Here is a 14518-nt window from a genome sequence, read left to right as displayed (position 1 = left end):
ATTCTTGATCAAACCCCTTTGAAAATCACAGCGACCAGCAACCCCAAATTCCCCATGAACGTCTGCCGATAGACGCCGGAGCGCCATATACCGAACAGACGAGTGGGCAGATTTCGGGAACGGGCAGTTTTGAAACGCTGTAACACTTCACGATTCTGTTCTGCGAGAAGAAACTCCACGGCTTCCAGATTACTGATGTTCTGATCGATCCAGCGACTGAGTCGCCCCTGGAAAAGCTTCTGTATGCGAACAATGGTCGACTTGAAACCGGTGCTGGCACCAATCGAATTAGCTTCATGCTGGCGATACAGAAGATGCGGAACCTCATCGAAATGGAACAGCCCACCGGCGCCGGTCACCAGCAGATAAGCCCACCAGTCATGGGCGACGATGTTCAGATGCGCTTTGGACCTCAACAGTTCACGCGCGGCACGATTGAAAACCATCGTATTGCCAGCGGCTATGTTCTGAACCAGAGCATTGGGAAAGCCGAAAGTGCGAGAGTAGAGTGGCGTCAGCCCCACGGCCACGCCCTCTTCATTGACCAGGGTCGTCCGGGTGGCGTACAGCGCCGGGACATCGACGGGCACCTGACGCAACCACGTCAAGGCTGCGCTCAATTTGTCGGCGGCCCATATATCGTCTTGGTCCGACCAGGCAAAGAAGTCAGCGTTGATTTCTTCCCGGCAGGTCACTGACATGAAGTTACTGGCAAACCCCGTTCCGGGACCTGAAAACAGCGTGACCTTCTGATCACCGAGACGCGCTTGAAAAGACTCAAGAATATCGCGTGTCGAGTCGATTGAACCGTCATCAGAAACAAACAGGCGCCACTGAGCATGATCCTGATGCTCGATGGAGGCCAATTGCTCACGGAGGAACCGTTCACCGTTGAAAGAGCACATCAATATCGCGACAGTCTCACGTCTTTCCGATACTTCGACAATGTCGGAGTCCAGGCTGGAGCTCGCGGAATCCGCTGACAAAGGGCTTGACACTGTATGCTCCACTGCAATTAAACACTGGCCGGGAAAGCTGAAAATCCAACTCAGCGTTTCTGCCGCACCTGCTCCATTCGTTCCCTTCACGAAGCGCGCGATTATAGAGAGTTTTTATCATCGTGGTTAGGCTTCGAGCAGCCCCACCCCGATGACACGCACCTCTCTGGCTCAGGACTTCCTCCCCACTGCCGCCGTGAGGCAGCAAACAAAGAAGAACAGAAACTTGTCCCTGAACCGACGGCGACATTGCCCGCCGTGCAGTGATAGCAACAACAGATCACGTCGCCGCAGCTTCAGCCAGCGCCTGACAAATGGCGCGTTACCTACCCCGATCAACAACGCGATAATCCCGACCTGACTGAACCACCAGCCCTCATGAATGGTTACATATCGCTGCAGCAACGATGAAAGCCCGGTATTGGCCCCCACCTGGTTACTCTCATGCTGGCGATAGAGCATGCTTGAGTGGGAATCGATGAACCATTCGAACCCATGACTACGGGCAAAGGCATAGCAGTACCAGTCATGCAGACTGACCTGCTGCAATTGCTCCCAATCATGAATGACCTGTTGACGCAGTGCCGCGGCAAGCTGAGGACTCAGGACGTAGGTACAACCGGGTCCCGCCGCCTCAAACAAAAAGTCCCAGGCCACTTGCGGCTGACTCTTGTCGAGCAGGATCGTTTGTCCGTCTGGCCAAAAAGCCGTGACATTGCTTGAGTAGGCATCAACCCTGCGCGAAGCGAGCGTCTGTGTTGCGCGCAACAGCTTGTCGGGGTGCCAGATATCATCTTGATCCGCAAACGCCACAGCATCGTAGCCCTGCAGATCAACATCTCGAATCAAACGAAAAAAATTGCGCGCCGCACCACCAAAACGCCCGGCAGGAGGCAAAAGAATCACGCGACTATCGACCTCTCCGAGAGCTTTGCACCAGGCCTCGGTGCCGTCATCGGACAAATCAACGCTGATATGAATAGTGACATCGACGGACTGCTGACCGAGGATCGAGGCTACCTGCTCCTCGATCCACTGCATGCCATTGTAGGCAGCCAGCAAAACCGCAATCTTGGGATGTTTTACTGGCATGCCATTCCTGCTAGCAGCGATTGAACCCACCGATTGAAAGCGCGAGGCTTTCGAATCAGCGAGAAGGCGAGTCCAGCAGTTTTTGCAGGTACTGACCGTAACCGGTTTTCTTCAAGGCATTTGCCTGAGAACCCAGCTGCTCTGCTGTTATCCAGCCATTGTGGTAAGCAATTTCTTCGAGGCACGCTACTTTCAAGCCTTGACGCTGCTCGATGGTGTGAACGAAGTGACTGGCTTCCAACAAGGAGTCATGGGTACCGGTATCCAGCCACGCGAAGCCACGGCCGAGCATTTCGACATTCAGCGACTTCTTATTGAGGTAGGCGCTGTTCACATCAGTGATTTCCAGCTCGCCTCGCTCCGACGGCTTGATATTCTTGGCGATTTCCACGACCTCGTTATCGTAGAAATACAGACCGGTCACCGCGTAGTTGGATTTCGGCTTCAACGGCTTTTCTTCGATGCTCAGGGCACGGCCTGTCGCGTCGAACTCGACCACGCCAAAACGCTCCGGATCGGAAACGTGATAACCAAACACAGTGGCGCCACTCTTCTGCTCGTTGGCGGAGCGCAGATTGTCCGAGAAGTGCTGGCCGTAGAAGATGTTGTCACCCAGGATCAGACAGCAAGGGTCCTTGCCGATGAACTCTTCACCGATGATGAACGCTTGTGCAAGTCCATCCGGGCTCGGCTGCTCGGCATAAGTCAGCTCGATACCGTAAAGGCTGCCATCACCCAGCAATTTGCGGAAGTTCGGCAGATCTTCCGGAGTGGAGATGATCAGGATCTCGCGCATGCCGGCAAGCATCAGTACCGAAAGCGGGTAGAAAATCATCGGTTTGTCGTAAATCGGCAGCATCTGCTTCGACACGCCGAGGGTCAGCGGATGCAGGCGAGTGCCCGAACCGCCGGCGAGGATGATGCCTTTACGATTATTGGTGGTCATTTGTTCAGAACTTCCCTAAGCATTCGAGTTACACCACTTTGCCAATCCGGCAAGTGTAGAGAAAAATTGTCGCGCAGCTTTTGTGTATTCAAGCGCGAGTTCAACGGACGACGTGCGGCAGTTGGATAAGCCGTTGCCTCAATGGGTTCAATTGCCTGTACGGCAAGCGATTCGCCATTGGCCTTGGCAAAATCCAGCACATGACAAGCATAGCCGTACCATGACACTTCCCCAGCGGCCGCCAGATGATACAAACCGGACAGCTCCGGGCGCTTGAGCGCTTGCTGCAGCGCCAGTGCGGTTATATCCGCAATCAGATCGGCACCTGTCGGCGCTCCTACCTGATCAACGATGACATTGAGCTTTTCGCGCTCTTTACCCAGACGCAGCATGGTCTTGGCGAAGTTGCCGCCACGAGCGCTGTAAACCCAACTGGTACGAAACAGCAAGTAACGGCAACCGGAGGCCTGGACGGCGCGCTCCCCTGCCAACTTGCTTTCGCCGTAGCGATTCAGCGGCTGCGGCTCGTCGCCTTCCAGCCAGGGCACTTGCCCCTGACCGTCAAACACGTAATCAGTCGAGTAGTGGACCAACCAGGCACCCACTTCACGAGCTTCGTCGGCGAGAACCTGGATAGCTTGCGCATTCACCAGATTAGCCTGATCTGGCTCGGACTCGGCAGTGTCGACGGCATTGTAAGCTGCCGCATTGACGATCACGTCAGGCTGGACCTTGCGGATTGTCTCGCGCAAGGCCGCCAAGTCGGTCAAGTCACCAGACAACCCGTCAACGCCATGCCGACCCAGTGCGATCAATTCGCCAAGCGGCCGGAGGGAGCGTTGCAACTCCCATCCCACCTGACCATCCTTTCCTAGAAGAAGGATCTTCATGCCTTGTTCGATCGATCCGCGTAGTTCTGATCGATCCACTGCTGGTAGCTGCCGCTCTTCACGTGCTCTACCCATTCGGTGTTGGTCAGATACCACTCGACGGTCTTGCGAATACCCGTTTCGAAGGTTTCTTCAGGCGTCCAGCCCAGCTCACGCTGGATCTTGCTGGCATCGATAGCGTAACGCTGATCATGGCCCGGGCGATCCTGGACATAGGTGATCAGACTGGCATGCGGGCGATGTGCAGAATCCGGACGCAGTTCGTCAAGCAGGGCGCAAAGTGTATGGACCACTTCGATGTTCTGCTTTTCGTTATGACCACCAATGTTGTAGGTCTCGCCGATAACACCCTCGGTCACGACCTTGTACAGCGCACGAGCATGGTCTTCTACATAAAGCCAGTCGCGAACCTGATTACCTTTGCCGTAAACCGGCAGCGGCTTGCCTTCCAGCGCATTGAGAATGATGAGCGGGATCAGTTTCTCGGGGAAGTGGCAAGGGCCGTAGTTGTTCGAGCAATTGGTGACCAGTGTTGGCAAACCATAGGTGCGAGCCCAGGCACGAACCAGGTGATCGGAACTGGCCTTGCTGGCCGAGTATGGCGAGCTTGGCTGGTAAGGCGTAGTCTCGGTGAACAGATCTTCCGGGCCTTCAAGATCACCATACACTTCGTCAGTGGAGATATGGTGGAAGCGGAAGTTGCTCTTGCGGGTATCGTCCAGCGCCGACCAATAGTGGCGTGCGGACTCGAGCAAAGTGTAAGTACCGATGATATTGGTCTGAATGAACTCGGACGGGCCCGAGATCGAACGATCAACATGGGACTCAGCGGCAAGATGCATGATCGCATCCGGCTGGTGCTCACGCAGAACACGATCAACCTGCTCGCGATCACAGATATCAACGCGTTCGAATGCGTAACGCTCGTCTTGACTAACCTCGGCCAGCGACTCCAGATTGCCGGCGTAAGTCAGTTTATCGACGTTAACGACAGAATCGGTGGTGTTGGCGATGATGTGACGGATGACTGCCGAGCCGATAAACCCGGCGCCGCCGGTTACTAGAATTTTCACGCGGAACCATACCCTTGAGCTGCGGACAGCGCCATCAACGAGCACTGTCTAATCCATGAATGCAGAAGCCACCAAACATGAGGCTTCCGTCAAAGTCAGTCTGAATCGACGCGCAATAAAGCATTGTCGAACAAGGGCTGCATTTTACAGCTTAACGAACGTTTTACTAATGGATATAAACAGGGAGAGGCGCAATTTCGACAGACGCCCTGCACCTGCCGCTTTCAGACAAGGCGTTTGCGCGCCGCTCTGGAGGAGCGCCCCAAAAACCAACCAAGCACTGGCCCCATCAACATACCAATCAGCAACGCCAAGACTACGATCAGTGAAACTGGCAACTGCGGCCCGCTCAAACCTAGAAACAATAACGATACCGATTGCTGGTTTTCGAGCACAAACGCTAGAACCACCAGGATCAGTAAAAGAATAAAAACGCCAAGAAATATGCGCTTAAGGTTACGCATGAGGAACCCCTTGAGAGATAGCGACTGTCAAACCCCCTCCTCCTCTTCCTCATTCACCCGATCACGCAACTCTTTGCCCGGCTTGAAATGCGGAACGAATTTACCGTCAAGACTGACGGATTGGCCGGTCTTCGGGTTACGACCGACGCGCGGCGCACGGTAGTGCAGGGAGAAACTGCCAAACCCACGGATCTCGATGCGATCACCGGTGGCAAGGCATTGGGACATTTGCTCAAGCATGGTCTTGATGGCCAGCTCCACATCCTTGGATGAGAGCAGCCCTTGATGGGTGACAATTCGTTCGATCAACTCCGACTTCGTCATATTTTTCCCTTCTTTTTCAAGCAGCTAGATCAGCGCTTGAAAGGTTTTAGCACGCCCGGAAGATTTTGAACAGCCCAGGGATTGACATATCTTCCACCGCGTCGAAACGCCCGTTTTCAGGGCATCACAGCAACAAACAGGGCACGGCATGCTTAACGACATATCACCAGCATGGTTCGCGTCAAGTAGCCCGCCGGATTGAAGCCAAAAGGAAACTCATCTTCATCCTTGGCATCATCCGATCGGGTGATCACCTTGTACCCCGCCCCCTTGCACTCCTTTGCCGCACGCTTCTGACATTTCTCCCAGCCAGAACCCAACCCAGAGCAGTCGACCTCTATACCACTGACACCACGCACAGCATGGGTCTTGGCACTGGTCGTACAGCCAGCCAGAACCAGTACAGCCATGAGGACAATAAACTTGTTCATCCACTTCCTTATGCCAGGCAACTGCCCGACGACTACACGCTTAAGACCAAGCTTAGTCGTGAATAGGCGATTGATCCGATTAAAGAAACAGACCACCCGGAAGCAAGATTGGTTTCACCAAACCCCTCGCACAAACCGTGAGCACTAAATCGCAGGCACAAAAAAGGGCGACCGAAGTCGCCCTTTTTTACGATCAAGCAGAACTTAGTTCTGTTTGGCCGCCATTGCTTGGCGCAGCAGGCCAGCCATGGTGGTGTCAGTAGCCTCACCTTCCGGAGCAGTTTTCAGGCTCTGGATAGCTTCTTTCTCTTCAGCATCGTCTTTCGATTTGATCGACAGCTGAATTACACGGCTCTTACGATCAACGCTGATGATCTTGGCTTCTACTTCCTGGCCTTCTTTCAGAACGTTGCGCGCGTCTTCAACGCGGTCACGGCTGATTTCGGAGGCTTTCAGAGTCGCTTCGATATCGTCGGCCAGAACGATGATGGCGCCTTTGGCGTCAACTTCTTTCACGGTACCAGTAACGATTGCGCCTTTGTCGTTAACCGAGACGTACTCGGAGAACGGATCGCTTTCCAGTTGCTTGATACCCAGGGAGATACGCTCGCGCTCTGGGTCAACCGACAGGATAACGGTGTCCAGCTCGTCGCCTTTCTTGAAACGACGAACAGCTTCTTCGCCAACTTCGTTCCAGGAGATGTCGGACAGGTGAACCAGACCGTCGATGCCGCCGTCCAGACCAATGAAGATACCGAAATCGGTGATCGACTTGATGGTGCCGGAGATTTTATCGCCCTTGTTGAACTGGCCAGAGAAATCTTCCCATGGGTTAGATTTGCACTGCTTGATGCCCAGGGAGATACGACGACGCTCTTCGTCGATGTCCAGAACCATAACTTCCACTTCGTCGCCGACTTGTACGACTTTCGAAGGGTGGATGTTCTTGTTGGTCCAGTCCATTTCCGAAACGTGTACCAGACCTTCAACGCCTTCTTCCAGCTCAGCGAAGCAGCCGTAGTCGGTCAGGTTGGTTACACGAGCGGTAACGCGAGTGCTTTCTGGGTAACGGGCTTTGATAGCAACCCATGGATCTTCGCCCAGTTGCTTCAGGCCCAGGGAAACACGGTTGCGTTCGCGATCGTATTTCAGAACCTTGACGTCGATTTCATCACCAACGTTGACGATCTCGGAAGGATGCTTGATGCGCTTCCAGGCCATGTCGGTGATGTGCAGCAGGCCGTCCACGCCACCCAGATCGACGAATGCGCCGTAATCGGTGAGGTTTTTGACGATACCTTTGACTTGCTGGCCTTCCTGCAGGGATTCCAGCAGAGCTTCACGCTCGGCGGAGTTCTCGGCTTCCAGGACGCTGCGACGGGAAACGACAACGTTGTTGCGCTTCTGGTCCAGCTTGATGACCTTGAATTCCAGCTCTTTGCCTTCCAGGTGCGTGGTGTCGCGCACTGGACGGACGTCAACCAGGGAACCTGGCAGGAACGCACGGATGCCGTTAACGTCGACAGTGAAGCCGCCTTTAACCTTACCGTTGATAACGCCCTTGACCACTTCCTCAGCTGCGAAGGCCGCTTCCAGAACGATCCAGCACTCAGCGCGCTTGGCTTTTTCACGGGACAGCTTGGTTTCACCGAAACCGTCTTCAACCGAGTCCAGAGCAACGTGAACTTCGTCACCGACATTGATAGTCAGATCGCCAGCGTCGTTGTAGAACTGCTCAAGCGGGATGAGTGCTTCAGACTTCAGGCCAGCGTGAACGGTTACCCAGCGAGCCTGGTAATCGATATCAACGATAACACCGGTGATGATGGAGCCTGCCTGAAGGTTCAGGGTTTTTAGGCTTTCTTCAAAGAGTTCCGCAAAGCTTTCGCTCATTTTAATTCCTGTAAATGAGGGCGAAGGATACGCCCATCTCCACACCCCAGACGGTGTGGGTTAGTTTCATTAAAAAGAAGCGCTGCAGGACTATGACTGGTCCCCTGCCGCCTTCTTGGTCACCCGGCGATATCGCGAATGGCGATCTCGCTCATGATGCGTTCAAGCACCTGATCGATGGACAACTCCGTGGAATCCAGCTGTATGGCGTCAGCCGCCGGCTTAAGCGGGGCTACCGCTCGCTGGGTGTCACGCTCGTCGCGTGCACGGATCTCATCTAGCAGACTCGACAGACTAACACCCTCGACTTTGCCCTTCAACTGCAAATATCGACGGCGCGCCCTCTCCTCGGCACTGGCGGTCAGGAAAATCTTCAGCGGCGCATCAGGAAAAACCACCGTGCCCATGTCGCGACCATCGGCCACCAGACCCGGCGCCTCCTGAAAAGCACGCTGGCGCTGCAGCAGTGCCTCGCGTACGGCCGGCAATGCCGCCACTTGCGAAGCGCCGGAACCGACGCTTTCGGTGCGAATGACATCGCTGACTTCGTCGCCTTCCAGAATGATCCGTTGCAACTGACCATCGGTCGCCGCAATGAACTGAACATCCAGATGAGCGGCGAGTTTCTTCAGCAGCTCTTCATTGGTCAGATCCACACCGTGGTTGTGCGCAGCAAATGCCAGCAAGCGGTACAACGCACCGGAATCCAGCAGGTTCCAGCCCAGACGCTTGGCCAGAATCCCGGCTACGGTGCCTTTGCCCGAGCCGCTTGGCCCATCAATGGTGATGACCGGTGCAATGTATTTCACGACTGAGCCTCTTGTGCCACACGAATACCGACCTGCCCGCACAGTGCGAGGAAGTTCGGGAACGACGTCGCGACGTTGGCGCAATCATGGATGCGGATCGGTGCAGTAGCGCGCAGCGACGCCACACTGAATGCCATCGCGATACGGTGATCGCCATGACCATGCACTTCGCCGCCGCCAATCTGGCCGCCGTCGATGATGATGCCGTCCGGAGTCGGCTGGCATTTGACGCCCAGCGCCAGCAAACCGTCTGCCATGACCTGAATGCGATCCGATTCCTTGACCCGCAGCTCTTCGGCGCCGGTCAGCACGGTGCGCCCTTCGGCACAGGCAGCGGCGACGAACAACACCGGGAATTCGTCGATCGCCAGTGGCACCAGCGCTTCAGGAATCTCGATACCTTTGAGTTTAGCTGCTCGCACGCGCAGGTCAGCCACCGGCTCGCCGCCGACTTCACGCTGGTTTTCCAGAGTGATGTCCGCGCCCATCAGGCGCAGGATGTCGATCACGCCAGTGCGGGTCGGGTTGATGCCGACGTGCTCAAGCACCAGCTCGGAACCTTCGGCGATCGAGGCCGCTACAAGGAAGAATGCCGACGACGAGATGTCGCCCGGCACTTCAATGTGGGTTGCAGCCAGCTTGCCGCCGGACTCGACCGATGCCGTAGCGCCATCAACACTCACCGGATAACCGAAACCACGCAGCATGCGCTCGGTGTGGTCGCGAGTCGGAGCCAGCTCGGTCACGGTGGTCTTGCCTTCAGCGTACAGACCGGCGAGCAGCAGGCAGGACTTCACCTGAGCACTGGCCATCGGCATGGTGTAAGTCAGGCCTTTGAGCTTGTGTCCGCCACGAATGGTCATCGGCGGACGACCTTCAGCAGCAGTTTCAATCACGGCGCCCATTTCACGCAGTGGATTGGCCACGCGATTCATCGGACGCTTGGACAGCGAGGCATCGCCAGTCAAAACGCTATCGAAGTTCTGCGCAGCCAGCAGGCCGGACAGCAAACGCATCGAAGTGCCGGAGTTGCCCAGATAGATCGGGCCCGGCGCAGGTTTCAAGCCATGCAGGCCGACACCGTGGATGGTCACGCGGCCGTGGTGCGGGCCTTCGATGACCACGCCCATGTCGCGGAATGCCTGTAAGGTCGCCAGAGCATCTTCGCCCTCGAGGAAGCCTTCGACTTCGGTGACGCCTTCGGCCAGCGAGCCGAGCATGATCGAGCGGTGGGAAATCGATTTGTCACCCGGTACGCGAATCCGACCGGACAGGCGGCCACCAGGTTGAGCCAGGAAGATCAGATCGTTGGAATTCATAGCGTCCACATAGGCCCTGCGGGCCAGGATTTTACTGAAATGCTCGCGGGCAACCCGGGCGCGAGTGAAAACGCCCAACAATTGGTGCCCATCCCCTGCATCGACCGCGTCGCGCAAGGCGTCGAGGTCGCTGCGAAATGTATCGAGTGTGCGCAGGACAGCCTCGCGGTTGGCGAGGAAGATGTCGTGCCACATCACCGGGTCGCTTCCGGCGATTCTTGTGAAATCGCGGAAACCGCCCGCAGCGTAACGGAAGATCTCAAGATTTTCATTGCGCTTGGCCAACGAATCGACCAGACCGAAGGCCAGCAGATGCGGCAGATGACTGGTCGCGGCCAGCACTTCATCGTGACGCTCGACCTGCATGTGCTCGACGTCGGCGCCCAATTCGCGCCACAGACGATCAACCACAACCAGCGCCGCCGGATCGGTTTGCTCAAGCGGCGTGAGAATCACTTTGTGGCGACGGAACAGTTCGGCATTGGAGGCTTCCACCCCGCTCTGCTCGGAACCGGCAATCGGATGACCCGGTACGAATCGCGGCGGCATAGCGCCAAACGCTTCGGTCGCCGCGCGCACGACATTGCCTTTGGCGCTGCCGACATCGGTCAGAATCGCCGAGCCCAGATCCATGTTCGCCAACCGCGCGAGCACTTTCTCCATGGCCAGAATCGGCACCGCCAACTGAATCACGTCAGCGCCCTGGCATGCGGTTGCCAAGTCATCTTCACAGCGATCCACAACGCCTAGCTCAACCGCCAACTTGCGCGACTGCGGGTCGAGATCGACCCCGACCACTTCGCGGCAGATACCGCTTTCACGCAAGCCTTTGGCAAACGAACCACCGATCAACCCCAGACCGACCACCACAAGGCGACCGATCATAGGTGCAGCAGATTGCAATGCAGTGACATCACCCACGAGCCAGAACCTTGCGCAGCGCTTCGAGGAAGCGGCTGTTTTCCGCCGGCAGACCGATGGTCACCCGCAGGTGGTTCGGCATGCCGTAGTTGGCTACCGGACGCACGATCACGCCTTCGCGCAGCAAGCCCTGGAACACCGGAGCCGCGACCTGACCGAGGTCGACGCAGATGAAATTGCCTTTGGATTCGATCCAGCTCAGCCCCAGCTCACGGAAGCCGGCCTGCAACTGCTGCATACCCGACTCATTGAGCTGACGGCTTTGCGCCAGATATTCCTCATCCTTCAGCGCTGCGCAGGCTGCCGCGAGGGCCAGACTGTTGACGTTGAACGGCTGGCGAACGCGGTTCAGCACGTCAGCCACAACCGCAGTCGACAGACCGTAGCCAACGCGCAATGCCGCCAGGCCATAGGCTTTGGAGAAGGTGCGCGAGACCAGCAGATTCGGGTAAGCGGCGAGGAAATCCAGACCGTCCGGCAGATCGCTGCCTTCGGCGTACTCGATGTAAGCCTCGTCCAGCACCACCAGCACATGCTCCGGAACGTCCTGCAGGAACTCGTCCAGCGCTTCAGCACCGAACCAGGTACCGGTCGGGTTGTTCGGGTTGGCGATAAACACCACGCGGGTGTTGGCATCGATGGCCGCGAGCATTGCAGGCAGGTCATGCCCCCAATCTTTCGCCGGCACCACTTTGGCTTGGGCGCCGACTGCCTGGGTGGCAATCGGGTACACAGCGAAAGCGTGCTCACTGAACACGGCATTCAGACCCGGCGCCAGATAGGCGCGCGCGACCAGTTCAAGAATGTCGTTGGAACCGTTGCCCAGCGTGACCTGATTCAGCTCGACGCGGCATTGCTCGGCCAGCAGGGATTTCAGCGCGAAACCGTTGCCGTCCGGGTAACGCGTCAACTCGGCCAGCTCTTCGCGGATCGCCGCCAAGGCTTTCGGACTGGCACCCAGCGGGTTTTCGTTGCTCGCCAGTTTGACGATTTTTGCCGGATCCAGGTCCAGCTCGCGCGCCAGTTCGTCCACAGGCTTGCCCGGAACGTACGGCGAAAGTTGTTGCACGCCCGGCTGTGCCAGAGCGAGGAAGTTGCCACTCATTTGCTACCGCCCCTTAGAGAACTGCTTTCGGGTAGGAACCCAGCACTTTGAGTGCTACTGCTTCCTGACTGATCTTTTCCAATACACCTTTGATCAACGGATCACGGTGATGGCCGACGAAGTCGATGAAGAACACGTAGGTCCATTTGCCACTGCGCGACGGACGGGTTTCGATACGGGTCAGGTCGATCCCGTTGTCGTGGAACGGCACCAGCAACTCATGGAGCGCGCCGGGCTTGTTGCTCATCGACACGATGATCGAAGTCTTGTCGTCGCCGGTCGGCGGCACTTCCTGGTTACCGATCATCAGGAAGCGCGTCGAGTTGTCGGGACGGTCTTCGATCTTCTCGGCCAGACGCGTCAGGCCATACAGCCCTGCCGCCATGTCGCCGGCAATCGCCGCCGAATTCCACTCGCCTTTAACCCGCTTGGCCGCTTCGGCGTTGCTCGACACCGCCACGCGCTCGACATTCGGGTAATGCGCGTCCAGCCACTTGCGGCACTGGGCCAGCGATTGCGCGTGGGAATAGATGCGGCTGATGCTGTCGGTCTTGGTATTTTCACCGACCAACAGGTGATGGTGAATGCGCAACTCGACTTCGCCACAGATGACCATGTCGTGTTCGAGGAAGCTGTCCAGCGTGTGGTTGACCGCGCCTTCGGTGGAGTTTTCCACCGGCACCACGCCAAAATTCACCGCACCGGCCGCCACCTCACGAAACACTTCGTCGATCGCCGCCATCGGCTTGCTGATCACCGCGTGACCGAAGTGTTTCATCGCTGCGGCTTGGGTGAAGGTGCCTTCAGGACCGAGATAAGCCACTTTCAGTGGCTGCTCCAGCGCCAGGCACGACGACATGATTTCACGGAACAACCGCGCCATCTCTTCGTTGCCCAGCGGCCCCTGATTGCGCTCCATCACCCGCTTGAGCACCTGAGCTTCGCGCTCAGGACGATAGAACACCGGCACTTCGCCTTCGGCCAGCGAGGCCATCTTTACTCGCGCGACTTCCTGGGCGCAACGCGCACGCTCACTGATCAGCTCCATGACTTTGGTGTCCAGAGCGTCAATGCGAACGCGCAGTGCCTTGAGTTCTTGCTCGGACATCAGCCGTGTTCCTTCTCGAATTCAGCCATGTACGCCACCAGCGCATTAACCGCGGTGATGTCGACGGCGTTGTAGATGGAGGCGCGCATGCCGCCCACGGAGCGGTGGCCCTTCAGATTGAGCAAGCCGCGCTCTTCGGCACCGACGAGGAACGGCTTGTCCAGACGATCATCGGCCAGACGGAACGGCACGTTCATCCACGAGCGATCCGATTTGTTGATCGGGTTGCTGTAGAGGCCGCTGGCGTCGATGAAGTCGTACAGCGTGCGCTGTTTGACGTCGTTGAGCTTGGCGATCGCTTCGACACCGCCCTGCTCTTTCAGCCACTGGAACACCAGGCCGGACAGGTACCAGGCCAAGGTCGGCGGGGTGTTGTACATCGAGCCGTTATCCGCTGCGACTTTGTAGTCGAGCATGGTCGGGCACAGCGCGCGCGCCTTGCCGAGCAGGTCTTCGCGGATGATGTTGACCACGATACCGCTCGGGCCGATGTTCTTCTGTGCGCCGGCGTAGATCATGCCGAAACGCGAGATATCGACCGGGCGCGAGAGGATGTCCGAAGACATGTCGGCTACCAGCGGTACATCACCGACTTCAGGAATCCACTGGAATTCCAGACCACCGATGGTTTCGTTCGGCGCGTAGTGAACATAAGCGGCGTCTTTCGACAGCTTCCACTCGTTCTGGCCCGGGATAGCGAAATAATCGTATGGCTTGGCGGTGGCGGCAACATTGACGTGGCCGTAGCGCGAAGCTTCTTCAATGGCTTTCTGCGACCAGATACCGGTGTCGATATAGTCGGCAGAACCGCCTTCAGGCAGCAGGTTCAGTGGGATCTGCGCGAATTGCTGGCTGGCGCCACCTTGCAGAAACAGCACTTTATAGTTCGACGGGATATTCAGCAGGTCACGCAGATCCTGCTCGGCCTGGGTGGCGATGGACACGAACTCATCGCTGCGATGGCTCATTTCCATGACCGACAGACCCTTGCCATGCCAATCAAGGAGTTCACCCTGGGCGCGCTGCAGGACAGCTTCAGGAAGCGCCGCAGGACCGGCGCAGAAGTTATAGGCTCGCTTGCTCACATCCAATCTCGCTCTGACTTGGTGATACACAAAAAATCTGTAAATCTGATAGGTCTACCT

14 protein-coding genes are annotated in these 14518 nt (G+C 57.0%); all 14 read right to left on the bottom strand.

The genetic code is table 11. The annotated features are described in order from the left end of the window. Nucleotides 1-8 precede the first annotated feature (8 nt). Nucleotides 9-998, bottom strand: coding sequence for a glycosyltransferase family 2 protein (locus ACM6JQ_RS24210; protein WP_095112918.1), 990 nt, complete (start codon nucleotides 996-998; stop codon nucleotides 9-11). Nucleotides 999-1169: 171 nt separating this feature from the next. Then, on the bottom strand, nucleotides 1170-2090 hold the full coding sequence (locus ACM6JQ_RS24205; protein ID WP_095112917.1) for a glycosyltransferase: 921 nt from the start codon (nucleotides 2088-2090) through the stop codon (nucleotides 1170-1172). Between the two features lie 55 nt (nucleotides 2091-2145). After that, nucleotides 2146-3036: a glucose-1-phosphate thymidylyltransferase RfbA gene (rfbA, locus tag ACM6JQ_RS24200; RefSeq protein ID WP_007908453.1), complete on the bottom strand. Its 891-nt coding sequence runs from the start codon at nucleotides 3034-3036 to the stop codon at nucleotides 2146-2148. Continuing rightward, nucleotides 3033-3926, bottom strand: a complete 894-nt coding sequence (gene rfbD / locus ACM6JQ_RS24195; RefSeq protein WP_007908452.1) for a dTDP-4-dehydrorhamnose reductase — start codon at nucleotides 3924-3926, stop codon at nucleotides 3033-3035. The genes rfbA and rfbD overlap by 4 nt, the downstream gene beginning before the upstream one ends. Further along, a complete protein-coding gene (rfbB, locus tag ACM6JQ_RS24190) occupies nucleotides 3923-4999 on the bottom strand; it encodes a dTDP-glucose 4,6-dehydratase (RefSeq protein WP_176472320.1) in 1077 nt (358 codons plus the stop codon). The genes rfbD and rfbB overlap by 4 nt, the downstream gene beginning before the upstream one ends. A 224-nt stretch (nucleotides 5000-5223) precedes the next feature. Continuing rightward, entirely contained in the window at nucleotides 5224-5463 is a 240-nt protein-coding gene (locus ACM6JQ_RS24185; RefSeq protein WP_007908448.1) for a LapA family protein, read from the bottom strand. 27 nt (nucleotides 5464-5490) lie between these two features. Then, complete coding sequence (gene ihfB, locus ACM6JQ_RS24180) at nucleotides 5491-5787, bottom strand: integration host factor subunit beta (protein WP_003189779.1); 297 nt, start codon at nucleotides 5785-5787, stop codon at nucleotides 5491-5493. Nucleotides 5788-5939: 152 nt separating this feature from the next. After that, nucleotides 5940-6218: a hypothetical protein gene (locus ACM6JQ_RS24175; protein ID WP_095112916.1), complete on the bottom strand. Its 279-nt coding sequence runs from the start codon at nucleotides 6216-6218 to the stop codon at nucleotides 5940-5942. Between the two features lie 204 nt (nucleotides 6219-6422). Next, nucleotides 6423-8111, bottom strand: coding sequence for a 30S ribosomal protein S1 (rpsA, locus tag ACM6JQ_RS24170; protein ID WP_095112915.1), 1689 nt, complete (start codon nucleotides 8109-8111; stop codon nucleotides 6423-6425). 119 nt (nucleotides 8112-8230) lie between these two features. Next, entirely contained in the window at nucleotides 8231-8920 is a 690-nt protein-coding gene (gene cmk, locus ACM6JQ_RS24165; RefSeq protein ID WP_007908422.1) for a (d)CMP kinase, read from the bottom strand. Further along, on the bottom strand, nucleotides 8917-11124 hold the full coding sequence (locus tag ACM6JQ_RS24160) for a bifunctional prephenate dehydrogenase/3-phosphoshikimate 1-carboxyvinyltransferase (RefSeq protein WP_414894781.1): 2208 nt from the start codon (nucleotides 11122-11124) through the stop codon (nucleotides 8917-8919). Before ACM6JQ_RS24160 ends, cmk begins: the two co-directional genes overlap by 4 nt. Before the next feature lie 28 nt (nucleotides 11125-11152). After that, on the bottom strand, nucleotides 11153-12265 hold the full coding sequence (gene hisC / locus ACM6JQ_RS24155) for a histidinol-phosphate transaminase (RefSeq protein ID WP_007908418.1): 1113 nt from the start codon (nucleotides 12263-12265) through the stop codon (nucleotides 11153-11155). 13 nt (nucleotides 12266-12278) lie between these two features. Beyond that, entirely contained in the window at nucleotides 12279-13373 is a 1095-nt protein-coding gene (gene pheA, locus ACM6JQ_RS24150) for a prephenate dehydratase (protein ID WP_007908404.1), read from the bottom strand. Continuing rightward, on the bottom strand, nucleotides 13373-14458 hold the full coding sequence (serC, locus tag ACM6JQ_RS24145; protein ID WP_007908403.1) for a 3-phosphoserine/phosphohydroxythreonine transaminase: 1086 nt from the start codon (nucleotides 14456-14458) through the stop codon (nucleotides 13373-13375). The genes pheA and serC overlap by 1 nt, the downstream gene beginning before the upstream one ends. Nucleotides 14459-14518 lie beyond the last annotated feature (60 nt).

The organism is Pseudomonas sp. IT-232MI5 (assembly GCF_949767845.1).
GTDB lineage: Bacteria > Pseudomonadota > Gammaproteobacteria > Pseudomonadales > Pseudomonadaceae > Aquipseudomonas.
This window is presented reverse-complemented; position numbering and strand designations above follow the sequence as displayed.